14 protein-coding genes are annotated in these 16,090 nt (G+C 66.6%); 5 read left to right on the plus strand and 9 right to left on the minus strand.

Annotated features, from left to right (window positions below):
* Nucleotides 1–127: 127 nt before the first annotated feature.
* Together VQ067_RS29120 and VQ067_RS29125 are read left to right on the plus strand one after the other, a co-directional pair.
* Nucleotides 128–1,846 (plus strand): ubiquinone-dependent pyruvate dehydrogenase, encoded by a 1,719-nt coding sequence (locus tag VQ067_RS29120; protein ID WP_003096506.1) that lies wholly within the window; start codon nt 128–130, stop codon nt 1,844–1,846.
* Between the two features lie 163 nt (nt 1,847–2,009).
* Nucleotides 2,010–2,582: a xanthine phosphoribosyltransferase gene (locus VQ067_RS29125; protein ID WP_003096508.1), complete on the plus strand. Its 573-nt coding sequence runs from the start codon at nt 2,010–2,012 to the stop codon at nt 2,580–2,582.
* 7 nt (nt 2,583–2,589) lie between these two features.
* On the opposite strand, the gene VQ067_RS29130 is transcribed toward VQ067_RS29125, so the two are convergent.
* The 9 genes from VQ067_RS29130 to VQ067_RS29170 form a co-directional block, all read right to left on the minus strand.
* Nucleotides 2,590–4,449 carry an acetyl-CoA hydrolase/transferase C-terminal domain-containing protein gene (locus VQ067_RS29130; RefSeq protein ID WP_074241225.1) on the minus strand — a complete coding sequence of 620 codons (1,860 nt, stop codon included), beginning with the start codon at nt 4,447–4,449 and terminating at the stop codon, nt 2,590–2,592.
* Between the two features lie 209 nt (nt 4,450–4,658).
* Entirely contained in the window at nt 4,659–5,087 is a 429-nt protein-coding gene (locus VQ067_RS29135) for a c-type cytochrome (protein ID WP_003096511.1), read from the minus strand.
* Between the two features lie 203 nt (nt 5,088–5,290).
* Nucleotides 5,291–5,839, minus strand: coding sequence for a cupin domain-containing protein (locus VQ067_RS29140; RefSeq protein ID WP_003096513.1), 549 nt, complete (start codon nt 5,837–5,839; stop codon nt 5,291–5,293).
* A gap of 150 nt (nt 5,840–5,989) precedes the next feature.
* A complete protein-coding gene (gene alr, locus VQ067_RS29145) occupies nt 5,990–7,063 on the minus strand; it encodes an alanine racemase (protein ID WP_033939533.1) in 1,074 nt (357 codons plus the stop codon).
* 90 nt (nt 7,064–7,153) lie between these two features.
* Nucleotides 7,154–7,507 (minus strand): RidA family protein, encoded by a 354-nt coding sequence (locus VQ067_RS29150; RefSeq protein WP_003098273.1) that lies wholly within the window; start codon nt 7,505–7,507, stop codon nt 7,154–7,156.
* Nucleotides 7,482–8,780, minus strand: a complete 1,299-nt coding sequence (dadA, locus tag VQ067_RS29155) for a D-amino acid dehydrogenase (protein ID WP_003098274.1) — start codon at nt 8,778–8,780, stop codon at nt 7,482–7,484. Before dadA ends, VQ067_RS29150 begins: the two co-directional genes overlap by 26 nt.
* A gap of 356 nt (nt 8,781–9,136) precedes the next feature.
* Entirely contained in the window at nt 9,137–9,481 is a 345-nt protein-coding gene (locus tag VQ067_RS29160; protein WP_003096521.1) for a YdbL family protein, read from the minus strand.
* A 12-nt stretch (nt 9,482–9,493) separates the two neighbouring features.
* The gene (locus VQ067_RS29165) at nt 9,494–9,685 is read right to left on the minus strand and encodes a YnbE family lipoprotein (RefSeq protein WP_003096523.1); all 192 of its coding nucleotides are present in this window, start codon (nt 9,683–9,685) and stop codon (nt 9,494–9,496) included.
* 20 nt (nt 9,686–9,705) lie between these two features.
* On the minus strand, nt 9,706–12,273 hold the full coding sequence (locus VQ067_RS29170; protein ID WP_033991416.1) for a YdbH domain-containing protein: 2,568 nt from the start codon (nt 12,271–12,273) through the stop codon (nt 9,706–9,708).
* 153 nt (nt 12,274–12,426) lie between these two features.
* Between VQ067_RS29170 and dadR the strand changes: the two genes are divergently transcribed.
* The 3 genes from dadR (at nt 12,427) to VQ067_RS29185 (ending at nt 16,087) form a co-directional block, all read left to right on the plus strand.
* The gene (gene dadR / locus VQ067_RS29175) at nt 12,427–12,915 is read left to right on the plus strand and encodes a transcriptional regulator DadR (protein WP_003096535.1); all 489 of its coding nucleotides are present in this window, start codon (nt 12,427–12,429) and stop codon (nt 12,913–12,915) included.
* 177 nt (nt 12,916–13,092) lie between these two features.
* The gene (locus tag VQ067_RS29180; RefSeq protein WP_033991418.1) at nt 13,093–14,412 is read left to right on the plus strand and encodes an NAD(P)/FAD-dependent oxidoreductase; all 1,320 of its coding nucleotides are present in this window, start codon (nt 13,093–13,095) and stop codon (nt 14,410–14,412) included.
* 85 nt (nt 14,413–14,497) lie between these two features.
* The gene (locus tag VQ067_RS29185) at nt 14,498–16,087 is read left to right on the plus strand and encodes a phospholipase D family protein (protein WP_019485946.1); all 1,590 of its coding nucleotides are present in this window, start codon (nt 14,498–14,500) and stop codon (nt 16,085–16,087) included.
* The last annotated feature ends 3 nt before the right edge of the window (nt 16,088–16,090 follow it).

Here is a 16,090-nt window from a genome sequence, read left to right on the forward strand (position 1 = left end):
CGCGCCTCGACTGTCTCGATTTTCACAAAAGTGTCTTGCCCGATGCCTAGCCTCGGGCGAGGAACTTTTGCCGCTCCACGCGCGACCAAAATTAGCTAGCTAACGAATTCCATTTGAGGACAGCTTCATGTCGAGCAAGAAAGTCGCCGAGATCGTCGTGGAAACCCTGGAAGCCGCCGGCGTCCGCCATTGCTATGGCATCGTCGGCGACACCCTCAACCATGTCACCGACGCCATCCATCGCAGCCAGATCCAGTGGGTCCACGTGCGCCACGAAGAGGCGGCGGCCTTCGCCGCGGGCGCCGAGTCCTACATCAGCGGACGCCTGACCGCCTGCGCCGGCTCCTGCGGACCGGGCAGCCTGCACTTCATCAACGGCGTCTACGAGGCCCAGCGCAACCGCGCGCCGATGGTGCTGATCGCCAGCCAGATCGTCACCCCGCAACTGGGCATGGAGTTTCCCCAGGAGGTCGACTTCAAGGCGGTCTACGCCAGTTGCTCGGTGTTCTGCGAGCAGGTGCACAGCCCGGAACAGGCGCGCCGGGTGGTGGCCCTGGCCTGCCAGGCGGCGCTCAACCGGCGCGGCGTGGCGGTGGTGATCCTGCCGGCCGACATCAGCCAGGCCACGGTGAAGGACGACCTGCCGTTCTCGGTGCATTTCCCGCAACCGGTGCTGCGCCCCAGCGACGCCGAACTGCAGGATATCGCCCGCCTGCTGGCCCACGGCAAGAAGATCGGCATCTACGCCGGCTCCGGCTGCCAGGGCGCCCACGACCTGCTGGTGGCCCTCGCCGACCGCCTCAAGGCGCCCATCGCGCACACGTCGCGGGCCAAGGACTTCGTCGAGTACGACAACCCCTTCAACATGGGCATGACCGGTATGCTCGGGATCGAGTCCGGCTTCCACATGATGACCGAGTGCGACACCCTCCTGCTGCTCGGCGCCGACTTCGCCTGGGCGCAGTTCTATCCGCAGAAGGCCACCCTGATCCAGGTCGACCGCGACGGCAGCCACCTGGGTCGCCGCCACCCCGTCGATCTCGGCGTGGTCGGCGACGTGATCCCCACCCTCGAGGCGCTCCTGCCGCTGCTCGAAGTCCGCGAGGAACGCAGCTTCCTCGACGAATGCCTGGAGCACCGCGAGCGCTCGCTGCGGACGCTGGAAAAAGAGGAGCAAGCCGGCAAGGGCGAGCTGATCCACCCCCAGCACCTGGTCAGCCTGCTCGACCAGCACGCCAGCGAGGACGCCCTGTTCACCGCCGACGGCGGCTCGGCGATGGTCTGGCTGTTGCGTCACATCCACAGCAACGGCAAGCGCCGCACCCTCACCAGCCTGGTCCACGGCACCATGGCCAACGCCATGCCCCAGGCGCTGGGACTGAAGAAGGCCTACCCCGAGCGCCAGGTGATCTCGATCTCCGGCGACGGCGGCCTGGCCATGCTGCTCGGCGACCTGCTGACGGCCATCCAGGAAAAACTGCCGATCAAGGTAGTGGTGCTGAACAATGCCTCGCTGAACTTCGTCGAGCTGGAACAGAAGGTCGAGGGCCTGCTGGACAACTACACCGACCTGCTCAACCCGGACTTCGCCCGGCTCGCCGAGGTCATCGGCTTCCACGGACGCAAGGTGACGCGCTCCGAGGATCTCGAGGCGGCGGTGCAGGAGTTCCTCGCCCAGCCCGGTCCGGCGCTGCTGGACGTGCATACCAACCCTGCGGAGCTGGTGATGCCGCCGAAGATCGAGTTCGGCCAGGTCGCCGACACCGCGCTCTACGCCGCCAAGGCCGTGCTCAGCGGGCGCTTCAAGGACGTCGAGACGCTACTGGTGAACAACCTGCTGAAATGAGCCGGCAGCGGCGCGGCCCGCCTGCCACGGGGCCGCGCCGGGCAGGCGCGGATTCCTGACCGCTCGATCATGTTCGCTCGTCCGAGAGAACGTCGCGCGCGGCGCCGGCTGGCGGTACAATGCCGCGCTTCATCAGCGACAGCCGCTTCGCAGGAAGCCACCCGTGGACATTCTCAAAGACAAAATCCGCTCGGAAGGCATCGTCCTTTCCGAGCACGTACTCAAGGTCGACGCCTTTCTCAACCACCAGATCGACCCGCAGCTGATGCAGCAGGTCGGTCACGCGTTCGCCATGCGCTTCCGCGACCAGGGCATCACCAAGATCGTCACCATCGAGGCTTCCGGCATCGCCCCGGCGGTCATGGCCGGCCTGGAGCTGGGCGTCCCGGTGATCTTCGCCCGCAAGTACCAGTCGCTGACCCTGAAGGACAACCTGTACATCTCCAAGGTGTTCTCCTTCACCAAGCAGACCGAGAGCACCATCGCCATCTCGGCCAAGCACCTGAACGCCCACGACCACGTGCTGGTGATCGACGACTTCCTCGCCAACGGCCATGCCGCCAAGGCGCTGATCGACCTGATCGGCCAGGCCGGCGCGAGCATCGCCGGGCTCGGCATCGTCATCGAGAAATCCTTCCAGGATGGCCGCGCCCTGCTGGAAAGCGAAGGCTACCGGGTCGAGTCCCTGGCCCGGGTGAAATCGCTGGCCGGCGGCCAGGTCGAGTTCCTCGACTGAGCGCCACTCAGCCCCGCTCTTCCTGGCTGGCCCGCAGGCCGGCCAGCAACAAGCGCTGGTAGAGTTCCTCGCGAAGCCCCTGCGGATCGTCCAGGTCCATGCGCCGCAGATGCGCCGGGTAGGCTTCTGGCTCCGGCGCGTCCAGGGTCGCCTTGCCCAGTTCGAGGATCTCGCTCAGCTTCAGCTTGCGCTTGAGCCAACCCAACGCCCGCAGCAGGTCCTGCTCGACCTCGTCGAAATCGCTGCCCAGGGGAAACTCCGGCAGCGCCGCTGCGTGGGCCTGGTGCAAGGCCTGCAGGCGCTCCGGGGTATTGTTGCGATAGCGTTCGGGCAGGACGAAATCCTTCGGCAGCTTGCCGGCCGCCCGGGCCTGCTCGGCCAGCGCCTGCTGGAAACGCGAGTCGGCGATGGCCAGCAGCGCGGCGATCACTTCCGCGTCGTTCTTGCCGCGCAGGTCGGCGATCCCATACTCGGTCACCACCATGTCACGCAAGTGCCGGGGAATGGTGGTGTGGGCGTACTGCCAGACGATGTTCGAACTGACTTCCCCGCCGGATTCGCGCCAGCTACGCAGCATCAGGATCGAACGTGCGCCCTCCAGCTCGTGGGCCTGGGCGACGAAGTTGTACTGCCCGCCGACGCCACTGAGCACCCGGCCGTCCTCCAGCTGGTCGGCGACCCCGGCGCCGAGCAAGGTCACGGTGAAGGCGCTGTTGATGAAGCGCGCGTCGCGCCGCTGCAGACGCTTCAGCTCTTCCTGGCGGTACAGGTTGTTGACGAAGCCGATGCCGGTCATGCCAATCCCGGCGCGCTCTTCCAGCGACATCTCGCGCAGGCGCCGGTAGAACGCCAACGGACCGAGGAAAAAGCCGCCGTGCAGCCACACCCCGCCCTCCTCCGGCGCCTCGCCGCGCTCGGCGGCACGCTGCCGCGCTTCGTCGGGGTAGACCCGGCGGCTCAGCACGCCGGCCTCGGCCAGCGCCAGCAGACCCGGCACGAACATCTCGCTGCAACCGTAAAGCCCCCGGCGGAACGGCTCCAGGCCACCATCGCGCTCGATCGTCTCGGCCCAGCGCGCACGCACACCCAGCTCGTCGATCAACGCTCGGTAGGTGGCGTTGTCGAGCTGGCGCAGCAGCAGGGCAGCGGTCAGCGCGTCGCCCATCGAGCCGATGCCGATCTGCAGGGTGCCGCCGTCGCGCACCAGCGCGCTGGCGTGGAGACCGATACAGTGATCCTGCAGGTTGACCGGCATGTTCGGCGTGGAGAACAGCCGGCTGCTTTCCGCCGGCGCGTCGATCAGCAGGTCGAATACCGCCTCCTCGACCTCGGCGTCGCCCGGCAGGTAGGGCAGGTCATCGTGGACCACGCCGATGGCGACGATGGTCTCGCCAGCGGCGCGACGCTTCTCCAGCATCGGCAGGAGGTCCAGGGTGATATCCGGGTTGCAGGCCAGGCTCAGCTTGCCCGGCCGCTCGGGATGCCGCGCCACCAGCTGGGCCACCGCGTTGACGCCCTTGGCATTGATGTCGCGGGCGACGTGGCTGTAGTTGCAACTGATGTAGTGCTGCTGCGCCGGCGCGCTGTCCAGCAGGCTGCCGGGCTGCAGGTAGAACTCCTCGACGCGGATGTTCGCCGGCAGTTCGTCGCGGCGCAGGGCGTGCAGGTAATCCAGCTCCGGGTAGTCGGCGAAGACCCGTTCGGCGAAAGGCTCGAGGAAACGCCGTTGCAGGTCGCCGCCAGCGGCGGGACGCCCCAGGGAAAGCGCGGTATACAGCGTCAGCTGGCGCTCCGGCAGGGTCCGCAGCCGCTGGTACAACGCATTGACCAGTCGGTTGGGCTTACCCAGCCCGAGGGGCAGGCCCATGCGGATCGGGCCCTTGATGGTCTGCAGCAAGTGATCGACTGCGGCGTCGATGGAACAGGTTCGGCTCAAGACGATGCCCTCCGGCGAATGGGTAGCCGGAAGTTTGGACCCTGTTTGCTGGCGGGACGATCCGCCAGCGGGAAAAACCCGCACCGCGGATACGAAAAAGCCGCCAGGAGGCGGCTTTTCGCGACACTGTCCCGGCGTTGTTACAGACCGGACATATGCTTGATCGCGGCTTTCAGCTCGTCGTCCGAGCAATCGGCGCAGGTGCCTTTCGGCGGCATGGCGTTGATACCGGAAATCGCCTTGGCCAGCAGGCCATCGAGGCCGCCCTGCTCCTTGGCGCGCTTGCCCCACTCGGCCTTGTCGCCAACCTTCGGCGCGCCCAGCAGGCCAGTGCCGTGGCAGGTGTTGCAGGTCTTGCCGACGATGTCTTCGCCGGAACGCGCACCGCCGCCACCGGCGGCTGCCGCGACGGCGCCGACGCCTTCGCATTCCTTGCCTTGTACGCAGACCTTGCCTACCGGCTCGAGGCGCTTGGCGATCGCATCGTCAGTGGTCGTAGCCTGAGCGCTTACAGCCCACAGGGCCAACACGGCAGCTTGGGCCGCCAGCATTTTTTTAATCAGGTTCACCCTTACACCCTCATCGTGGCTTATCACACCCGGGCACGATACCGATCACTGCGGGCCGCGCGGGCGGGCGCAAGTATAACGGCAAAGAAAGCCCGGCAGAAACAATTGCACACCCTCGCAAAGCCTTGCGGCATTAGGTCGCAGCCCCGCATGCCCCTTGTCGGCCGGCGCCCTTCGGGCCCTGCGGGGTCTTGTGCTTCAGGTCAGAAATTTGCGGGCGTGGTGGCGCTGATCAAGCGTGCCGGCACATCGTAGGGATTGCGAAAACGGTGCGGCTTGTTGCTCTCGAAATAGTAGCTGTCGCCGCGCTCGAGCACATAGGTCTCGCTGCCAACGGTCAGTTCCAGGCGCCCGTCGACCAGCACCCCGGCCTCCTCGCCTTCGTGGTTGAGCATTTCCTCGCCGGTGTCGGAGCCCGGCGGGTAGGTTTCGTCGAGGAAGGCGATCGCCCGGCTCGGGTGCGCCTTACCCACCAGGCGCATGGACACCGCACCGCTGGAAATGTCGATCAGTTCGTCTGCCTTGTAGACAACCTGGGTATGGCTGTCCTGCTCCAGGTCCAGGGAGAAGAACTCCACCAGGGACATGGGGATACCGCCCAGCACCTTCTTCAGCGAACTGATGGAAGGGCTCACGCTGTTTTTCTCGATCATCGAGATAGTGCTGTTGGTGACACCCGCCCGTTTGGCGAGTTCGCGCTGGGAAAGACCTTTGAGCTTTCGGATGGTTTGCAGACGAGCACCGACGTCCAAGGGTGGAGTCCTCCTTATTCTTCTGGCAGGCAAGGCAAAACGAGGCCGCACACGGCTGGCGACCCCAAGTCGGCCGTATCATGGCAACACTGTTCAGTATTTACAACAGATCGGTCGACATGCCTGCGCAAAGAATTCGGAAAGTTTTTCTCAAGCCCCGGAATAGACGCGCGGCACCCTTTTCAGGTTGCACAGCAGCTGGTAGGGAATGCTGCCGAACTGCGCCGCCAGGGCGCCGACCGGCACGTTCGGGCCCCATAGTTCGACCCGGCTGCCCAGCCCGGCCTGGGGATGGTCGGTAAGGTCGACGGTGAGCATGTCCATCGATACCCGGCCAACCAGGCGCCCCGGCTTGCCGTCGATGAACACCAGGGTGCCGTCGGCGGCGTGCCGCGGGTAGCCATCGGCGTAGCCCATGGCGACCACGCCGATGCGCTGGCTACGCTCGGTGCTGTAGCGCGCGCCGTAGCCGACCGGTTCGCCGGCCGGCAGGTCGCGGACGCTGATCACCTTCGATTCCAGGGTCATCACCGGGCGCAAGCGGTCGGCCAGCGGATGTGCGCGCTCGAACGGCGTGGCTCCGTAGAGCAGGATGCCCGGACGTACCCAATCGCTGGGCACCTTCGGCCAGCCGAGCACGGCTGGCGAATTGCGCAGGCTGATCTCGCCTTCCAGGCCCTGGCTCGCGGTCGCGAAGGCGGCGAGCTGTTCCTCGGTGCGCGGGCAATCCAGTTCGTCGGCGCGGGAGAAGTGACTCATCATCACGATCTTCGCCACCTTGCCGCTGGCCCGCAGGCGCTCGTGGGCGGCGCGGAAGTCCTCGGGGAAGAAGCCGACGCGGTGCATGCCCGAATCCATCTTCAGCCAGACGTTCAGCGGGCGGTCCAGGCTGGCGCGTTCGATCGCCTCCAATTGCCAGGCGCAATGCACCACGCACCAGAAGTCGTGGGCGACGATCAGCTCCAGCTCGGACGCCTCGAAGAAGCCCTCCAGCAGCAGGATCGGCTGGCGGATACCGGCCTCGCGCAGCTCCAGGCCCTCCTCGATGCAGGCCACGGCGAAGCCATCGGCCTCGGCCGCCAGCGCTTCGGCACAGCGCACCGCGCCGTGGCCGTATGCGTCCGCCTTGATCACCGCGAGCGCACGGGCGCCGGTGGCCTCGCGGGCCAGCCGATAGTTGTGACGAAGGGCTTGCAGGTCGATCAGGGCACGGGCGGGGCGCATGGCGACGGGTCTCTCTTCAGCGAGGTGCGGCATCGCGCACCTTTCATCAGGCGAAAAAAAGCCCGGCTCTCCGGCCGGGCCAGACAAAACTCAGGGCAGCGCAGCGACCACCGACATCTCTACCAGGATCTCCGGCTCGCAGAGCTTGGCTTCGACGGTGGCGCGCGCCGGCGCGACGCCGCGCGGCAGCCACTGGTCCCAGACGCGGTTCATGCCTTCGAAGTCGGCGTCGATGTCCTTCAGGTAGATGGTCACCGAGAGGATCCGGGTCTTGTCGGTGCCGGCCTCTTCCAGCAGACGCTCGATGGCCGCCAGGGTCTCGCGGGTCTGCTGCTCGACGCCCGCGGACATGTCCTCGCCCACCTGGCCCGCCAGGTAGACGGTGCCGTTGTGGACGACGATCTGGCTCATACGTTCGTTAGTGTGCTGGCGCTGGATGGGCATTCTTGGCGTTCTCCGGGGAATTGCTGTAGCGGGAAATATCCAGGCCTTCGGTGCTGATCTGCGGGCGCTTCTTCGCCATCAGGTCGGCCAGGTAGCGACCCGACCCGCAGGCCATGGTCCAACCCAGGGTGCCGTGGCCGGTATTGAGGAACAGGTTGCGGTAGCGGGTGGCGCCGACGATCGGGGTGCCATCCGGGGTCGCCGGGCGCAGGCCGGTCCAGAAGGTCGCCTGGCTGATGTCGCCGCCCTCGGGATAGAGGTCGGTGGTGATCATTTCCAGGGTTTCGCGGCGGCGCGGGTTCAGCGACAGGTCGAAGCCGGCGATTTCCGCCATGCCGCCGACGCGGATGCGCTGGTCGAAGCGGGTGATCGCCACCTTGTAGGTCTCGTCGAGGATGGTCGAGGTCGGCGCCATCTCCGGGTTGGTGATCGGCACGGTCAGCGAGTAGCCCTTCAGCGGATAGACCGGAGCCTTGATACCCAGCGGCTTGAGCAGTTGCGGCGAGTAGCTGCCCAGGGCCAGCACGTAGTGGTCGGCGGTGAGCAATTCGCCGTTGACCAGCACACCGTTGATGCGGTCGCCGGCGAAGTCCAGGCGTTCGATGTTCTGGCCGAAGCGGAACTCCACGCCCAGGCCCTTGGCCATTTCCGCCAGGCGGGTGGTGAACAGCTGGCAGTCGCCGGTCTGGTCGTTGGGCAGGCGCAGGGCGCCGACCAGCTTGTCGGCGACCTTGGCCAGGGCCGGCTCGACGCGGGCGATGCCGTCGCGGTCGAGAACCTCGTAGGGCACGCCGGAGCGCTCGAGCACGGCGATGTCCTTGCCGGCGGCGTCCAGCTGCGCCTGGGTGCGGAACAGTTGGGTGGTGCCGAGGGTGCGGCCCTCGTAGGCGATGCCGGTCTCGGCGCGCAGTTCGTCGAGGCAATCGCGGCTGTACTCAGACAGGCGGACCATGCGCTCCTTGTTCACCGCGTAGCGCTCGGCGGTGCAGTTGCGCAGCATCTGCAGCATCCAGGCGTACTGGCTGGGATCGGAGGTGAGCTTGATGGCCAGCGGCGCGTGCTTTTCCAGCAGCCACTTCATGGCCTTCAGAGGAATGCCCGGGGCTGCCCAGGGCGAAGCGTAGCCGGGAGACACCTGGCCGGCGTTGGCGAAGCTGGTTTCCAGCGCGGGACCGTCCTGACGGTCGACCACCACCACCTCGAACCCGGCTCGGGCCAGGTAATACGCACTGGCGGTACCGATGACACCGCTGCCAAGGACCAGAACTCGCATTGTCGCCTCCCACGTCGCGGAGGAACCGCGGACGTTTGTTATTTTGAGCGTGTAGATGCGCGCAGTATAGGAAGAGGCAGGCAGAAATAATCACCAATTTTAGGCGACTACTTAGGTAAAAAACCGGACAAAGAGGGGTTTTACCGAGGCGCATCCACCATAAAACTGGAAAAATACCGCATATTTAAATGATCGAACTCAGGCCGGGAGCCGCTTTTTCGGGAAAGCCTGTCGCAGAATCCATGGAAAACGACAGGAGTCCCTGGGGGAAGCGCTCGCGACAGGAAAAATCCCGCGGACGCTGCCCGGCCCTTGCGACCGGAGCAGCGTCCCAGAGCGCTCGCAGAGCCTTCGCGCTATTTCTTCACCCACTTGCCGCCAACCTGGACGTACTGCCCGGCAGGGGTTTTCTCCATCGCCTTCTTGCCGGCCATGGCCTCCACGTCGGCCAGCGAAGCGCCGCTGCTGTTGGCCACCTTCTGGTATTCGGCGCGGCGCGCGGCATTGATCTGCGCGGCGATGTCCGCCGCCTGGCCGCTGTTGCTGACCACGCCAAGGTAACCGTCCGCCTGCTCGCCGACCAGGCCCTGGGCCTTGGCGCCGCCAAGGGCCGACATGGCCTGGCCGAGGTCCATCGCCATGGCGGAAAGGCTGATGCCGAGGGCCAGCAGGGCGATACCGAGTTTGCTACGGGTTGTCATGGATCCGCTCCTTTAGAACAGGCCGCTGTTCTCGTTGATGATGCCGTCCAGAGCCTTGTCGACCTTGATGTAGATCTCGTGCTCGATTTTCACGTTGAGATTGATGTTGATCGGCTCGCTGGGAGCCGCCAGCTGCACGGTGGGCGTGCAGGCCATCGTCAGGCTGCCCAGCAGCAGGACAGCGAATAGAGCGCAGAGGCGCATCGGGGGTTCTCCTGTATGGCTCATGGCGCCGAAGCCTTGCGTTTCTGCATGCGCTCCTGCACACGTTGGCGAATGGTTTCGCTGACCCGGTCGCTCAGTTGCAGGCTGGTCAGCAGTGCCGGGATATCCTCCTCCAGGTTGACGTTGAGGTTGACCGGGCGCCCCTTCTCCAGGTCCGGGTTGCTGCCCTGCAAGCGCAGGCCGAGCAACAGCTTGCCGTTCTCATGATAATCGACGCTGCTTTGCAGGACGTCGTAGTGGAAATCGTCGAGGGCATCGGCGACCAGCTTCATCCCCGGGTTGCTGCGCCCCAGCGCCTCGATCTTCGCCGAGCGGAAGCGCAGGTAGCCGGGCTCGCGGGCCTTGACCTGGCCGCCGGAGACGCTGGGCTTCCAGCGGTTCAGCATCAGCGGCAGTTCGCCGTCCAGGGTGCCTTCGCCGGCCAGGCCCTCCGCCGGATAGACCCGGAAAATCTCGCCGAGTTGTATGCCCTGGATACGCAAGGCGAACTTCTGCTCGGCCTGACCCAGGCGGATGCTCCCCGCGGGGACCGAGGCCTGCCCGCCGAACAGGCCGCTCTGCAACGTCTGCCAGCTCAAACGGCCGCTGCCCGGCGCGGAAAGCGGGGCCTCGTAGCGCCCGCGGAAACTCACCGGCCCCAGCGGCAGGCCGGGATTGGCCTCGGCCAGGCTCAGGCCGGGGCTGTCCAGGCTCAACTGACCGCCGCGCAGGCGCAAGGCCAGGCTGCCGCCCAGCCCCTTCAGCTCGCTGCGGTCGTAGATACCGTCGAGGCCTTTCAGGGTCAGGTCCAGGTCGAGGGACGAGCCACCCGCCGCGTCGAGCTTCCAGCCGGCCGCGGCGGTCGCGCGCCCATTGCCCAGTTCGAGCAGCCCCGGCCAGTCGGCGAGGGTCGCGGCCAGCGGATTGCCGGTACGGAAGAACACCTCGGCCAGCTTGGCGGAGAGTGCCAGGGGCGTCTTCGCATCGCGCTGCAGCTGGAAGTCCGCCGCCAGCCCCGCACCGTTGCTCAGCCGTCCCTTCAGGCTGGTGCGCTCGAGGGTGGTGTCGAGCGGCCCCTCGAAGGTCCAGGCCAACGGCTTGAGGTTGGCCTGGCGGAGTTGTCCGACCTGCGCCTGCAGCGGCCCGGCGAAATGCAGCGCCAGCGGCTGGTAGGCCAGTTCGAGAGCGGTCCCGGCGAGATTGAGGCGGGGCTGGCCAAGGTGCAGCGTCGACGGCTCGGCCAGGGACGCCGCCTGCAACCGCGCGCCCCTGCCGAAGGAGAGGTTGGCGCGCTGCCCGTCCAGCCGGCCCTCCAGGGGAATCTCCGCGACCAGTCGCTCGGCTTTCCAGCCCAGGTATTGCAGGCGCGGCGCGTCCACCTGCAAGCGACCCTCCACCAGCCTGGCGGCCCACGGCGAGATGCCCAGCAGGTCGAGCCGAGTCTCCAGCTTCAGCGTACTCGCGCCCTCGCTGGTGAACGCCAGGCGCAACGCGGTGACGCTATCGGCATCGCGCTCCAGCGGCTCGCTGCGCAAGCCCAGCGCGCTCGGCCGCAACTCGGCCGGCAGCGCCTGCAACCACTCGCCGTGCAACTGGCTCAGGCGCAAGTCGCTGCGCAGCTGGCGTGGCAACCAGGCGCCCTCGTCTCCATCCAGTTGGACTTGCAGTTCGCCCTGTACATTACCCAGACCGGGCAGCGGCCAGGCTTGCGGAGCCTGCACCAGCAGCGCCGCCGAGCCACCGCCGTCGAGCACCCGGCGCGGCTCCAGCCAGTCGCGGCCAGGCGCCAGGCGGATCGTCCAGTCCGCTTGCAGACGCAGGGCTTGCGGTGCGTCGGGCAGGCGCTGCGCTTCCGGCAGCCAGCGATTGAGCCAGACCACCAGGCCACGGGTGTCCGGCAGGCCGGGCGCCTCCAGGCGCCCCTGCCAGAGGCCGTCGCCATCGGACGGCGCGAGCTGGCTGTCCAGCGTCAGCAGCGCCTGCCGGTCGAGTTGCGCGCGCGCACGCAGGCGCCAGCCGGTAGGCTCCTCGAAGAGCTGGGCGTCGAGCTGGGCCTGCTGCGCCTCCTGTTGCAGGCGCAGTTGCGCAGCCAGCGGAAACAGCGCTCCCGACGGGCGGCCGATGTCCAGTCCGCCGTCCTGCTCGCAGCGGCCGGCGGGACAAGGCAGGTCGAGATGGAAGCGTTCGAGGTGGATCTGTTCCGGCAGCCAGGCGAGGGTCTCGCGCAGGGACGTCCAGTCCAGCGCAGCGGAGTCGTCGTCGGAACTCGCGGCAGCCGGTTGCCAGGCGAGCGCCACTTGCTCCACGCGCAGGCCGGGTAGACGCGGACGCCAGCCCGACAGCCCGGGCCAGCGCAGCAGCGCGTGTTCCACGTCCAGTCGCAGGCTGGCGCCATCCGCGCCGCGCCGCTCCAGCGCCAGCCGTCGCAGCCCGATGCCTTCGGCGGACAGGCCCAGGCCTTGCCACTCCAGGCGCTCGACCCCCTGCTCGCGCAACAGGCTGCGCCAGGCATGCCAGCCGTAGCCGAACGCCAGCAGCAACAGCACTGCAAATACCAGCAGCAACGTCGTCCTTCTGCGCAAACGCATGTCCTACCTCTGTCCGTTGCCGACCCGGCCAAGGGTGGCGGGGCCCTCGTGCAAGATCAAGGCGTTTTCCCCGGCCAGTGTTTTTCCCTGCTTTCGACGTTATATTGGCGGAAAATTTCCGGATTTTCCGAGCCAGACGGGGAGCCTCCATCCATGCGTACCCAGCATCAGAGCAAGCGCGAGCTGGACAAGATCGACCGCAACATCCTCCGCATCCTGCAGGAGGAAGGTCGCATTTCCTTCACCGAGCTGGGCGAACGCGTCGGCCTCTCGACCACACCCTGCACCGAACGCGTGCGCCGCCTGGAGCGCGAAGGCCTGATCATGGGCTACCACGCCCGGCTCAATCCGCAGCACCTGAAGGCCAGCCTGCTGGTGTTCGTCGAGATCAGCCTGGACTACAAGTCCGGCGATACCTTCGAAGAGTTTCGCCGGGCGGTGCTCAAGCTGCCCCATGTGCTGGAATGCCACCTGGTGTCCGGCCACTTCGACTACCTGGTGAAGGCTCGCATCTCGGAAATGGCGTCCTACCGCAAGCTGCTCGGCGACATCCTGCTGAAACTGCCGCACGTACGCGAGTCGAAGAGCTATATCGTCATGGAAGAGGTCAAGGAATCGCTCGACCTACCGGTTCCGGATTGACCCAAGGCACTTTCCGGGAGTCCGCCAGGACTCCCGGCATAGACGGGAAACACCGTCGTTTCCGCACACGATCCCCGCAACACCTCGCAGTTTTTTCCTTTTTCGCCCTTGGCGAGCGCCTCGACTGACGTTTATGCTCCGTCAAATTTTCCACACATAATAATCAGGATTTCACACATGAACGCCCGCGTTCGCCAGCCGGTGCATACCGCCCAACACGCCCCCTCCTACTACGCCGCCACGCTCAACCGACGCATCGAGTGCCCACCCCTGGCCGGCGAAGAGCAGGCCGACGTGTGCGTCGTCGGCGGCGGTTTCTCGGGGGTGAACACGGCGTTGGAACTGGCCCAGCGCGGCTTCTCCGTGGTCCTGCTGGAAGCGCACCGGATCGGCTGGGGCGCCAGTGGGCGCAATGGCGGCCAGTTGATCCGCGGCGTCGGCCATGACGTCGAGCAGTTCCTCCCGGTGATCGGCGCCGACGGCGTGAAGGCACTCAAGCTGATGGGCCTGGAGGCGGTGGAGATCGTCCGTCGCCGGGTCGAGCAATACGCCATCGACTGCGATCTGCGCTGGGGCTACTGCGACCTGGCGAACAAGCCCGGCGACTACCAGGGCTTCCGCGAGGACATGGAGGAACTCCAGGCCCTCGGCTATCGCCACGAGATGCGCCTGGTGCCGGCCGCGGAGATGCGCAGCGTGGTCGGCTCCGATCGCTACGTCGGCGGCCTGGTGGACATGGGTTCTGGCCACCTGCACCCGCTCAACCTGGTCCTCGGCGAAGCCGCCGCTGCCCAGTCGCTGGGCGTCCGCCTGTTCGAGCGCTCGCCGGTGACGCGCATCGACTACGGCGCGGAAGTCCAGGTGCATACCGCCACCGGCAAAGTGCGGGCGAAGACCCTGGTGCTGGGCTGCAACGCCTACATGAACGACCTCAACCCGCTGCTCGGCGGCAAGGTACTGCCGGCCGGCAGCTACGTGATCGCCACCGAACCGCTGGACGAGCAACTGGCCCGCCAACTGCTGCCGCAGAACATGGCAGTGTGCGACCAGCGCGTGGCCCTCGACTACTACCGGCTCTCCGCCGACAACCGCCTGCTGTTCGGTGGCGCCTGCCATTATTCCGGCCGCGACCCCAGCGACATCGCCGCCTACATGCGGCCGAAGATGCTGGAGGTATTCCCGCAACTGGCGAACGTCCGCATCGACTACCAATGGGGCGGCATGATCGGCATCGGTGCCAATCGCCTGCCACAGATCGGCCGCCTGCCGGGGCAGCCCAACGTGTACTTCGCCCAGGCCTATTCCGGACACGGGGTGAACGCCACGCACCTCGCCGGGCAGTTGCTCGCCGAAGCCATCGGCGGCCAGCAGAGCGACGGCTTCGACCTGTTCGCCAAGGTGCCGCACATCACCTTCCCCGGCGGCAAGCTGCTGCGCTCGCCACTGCTGGCGCTGGGCATGGCCTGGTACCGGCTGAAGGAAAAACTCGGTAGCTGAGCCCATCCGAGGCTCGGCGGATTCTGAAAAAATCAGGCGGGGCATCGCTCTTCCGAGGAAAACTCCTAGAATTCGCACGACCGGGATGAGCCGGTCGTTCGAGTTTCCACGGGAGATGTCCTTGCTTCGCCGATTCCTCCTGCTGGCCCTCCTGGCCCTCTCCGGCTGCGCCAGCACTCCTCCGCCGCAACCGTCGTCGGCACTGCCCGCCGAGGGTACCTGGCTGGCCAGGCAGGCCGAAATCCAGGGACGCGACCACCCCGGCCAGTCCGGCTTCCACCTCCTGGGCGCCAGCGAGGATGCCTTCGTCGCCCGCGCGGCGCTGATTCGCGCAGCCCAGCGCAGCCTCGACATCCAGTACTACATCGTCCACGACGGACTGACCACGCGCGCCCTCGCCTACGAGTTGCTCAAGGCAGCCGACCGTGGCGTGCGGGTACGCATCCTCATCGACGACACCGCCAGCGATGGCTGGGACTACGAGATCGGTGTGCTCTCCGCCCATCCGAACATCCAGGTGCGCCTGTTCAACCCGTTGCACCTGGGCCGCGCCACCGGCATCACGCGAGGCGTCGGCCGCCTGTTCAACCTGTCCCAGCAACACCGGCGCATGCACAACAAGCTGTGGCTGGCCGACGGCACGGCGGCCATCGTCGGCGGACGCAACCTCGGCGACGAGTATTTCAACGCCAAGCCGGAGATGAACTTCACCGACCTCGACCTGCTCGGCGTCGGCCCCATCGCCAACCAGCTCTCGCACAGCTTCGACCAGTACTGGAACAGCGCCATCAGCCGGCCGATCGAGGATTTCCTCTGGCGCGCGCCCTATCCCGGCGAGCTGGAGTCGGCCCGACGCAAGTTGCAGCGCTACCTGCGCAAAGAGTCGGTGAAGGAGTCCGGCTACATCCGCCACCTGTTCGACCGCGGCGACCAGCCACGCCTGGGCAACTGGCTGGAGAATCTCACCTGGGCCCGCGCCGAGGCGATCTGGGATGCGCCGCTGAAGGTATTGAGCCGCGGCGAGCCCGACCCGCACCTATTGCTCAGTCCGCACCTGGCGGGCCTGTTCAAGGGCGTGCAGAAGGAACTGATCCTGGTCTCGGCGTATTTCGTTCCGGCCAAGGACGGTCTCAACTACCTCACCGGCAAGGCCGACAGCGGCGTCCGCGTGCGCCTGCTGACCAACTCCCTGGAAGCCACCGACGTGCCCGCCGTGCATGCCGGCTACGCACCCTATCGGATGGCGCTGCTGGAACATGGCGTGAAGCTCTACGAGCTGCGCGCCAATCCCGACCAGCCGCTGAGCGGCGCGCCCTGGCGCCTGCACGGATCGAGCAGCGCCAGCCTGCACAGCAAGGCGATGGTCTTCGACCGGCGCAAGGTATTCATCGGTTCGTTCAACTTCGATCCGCGCTCGATCCTGTGGAACACCGAAGTCGGGGTCATCGTCGACAGTCCGCTGCTGGCCGAGCAGGTCCGCCAACTGGCGCTGGAGGGCATGGCGCCGAGCGTCAGCTACCAGGTTCGCATCGACCGCAGCGGCAGCCGGCCGAAGCTGGTCTGGATCGACGAACGCGACGGCCGGGCCCAGGTCCTGCGCCACGAGCCGGGTAGCCTGTGGCGACGCCTGAACGCCTGGGTCGCGGGAATGATCGGACTGGAAAAGATGCTCTGAGGG

It is taken from the genome of Pseudomonas sp. KBN12P06040, from assembly GCF_037574965.1.
In the GTDB taxonomy this organism is placed as follows: domain Bacteria; phylum Pseudomonadota; class Gammaproteobacteria; order Pseudomonadales; family Pseudomonadaceae; genus Pseudomonas; species Pseudomonas aeruginosa.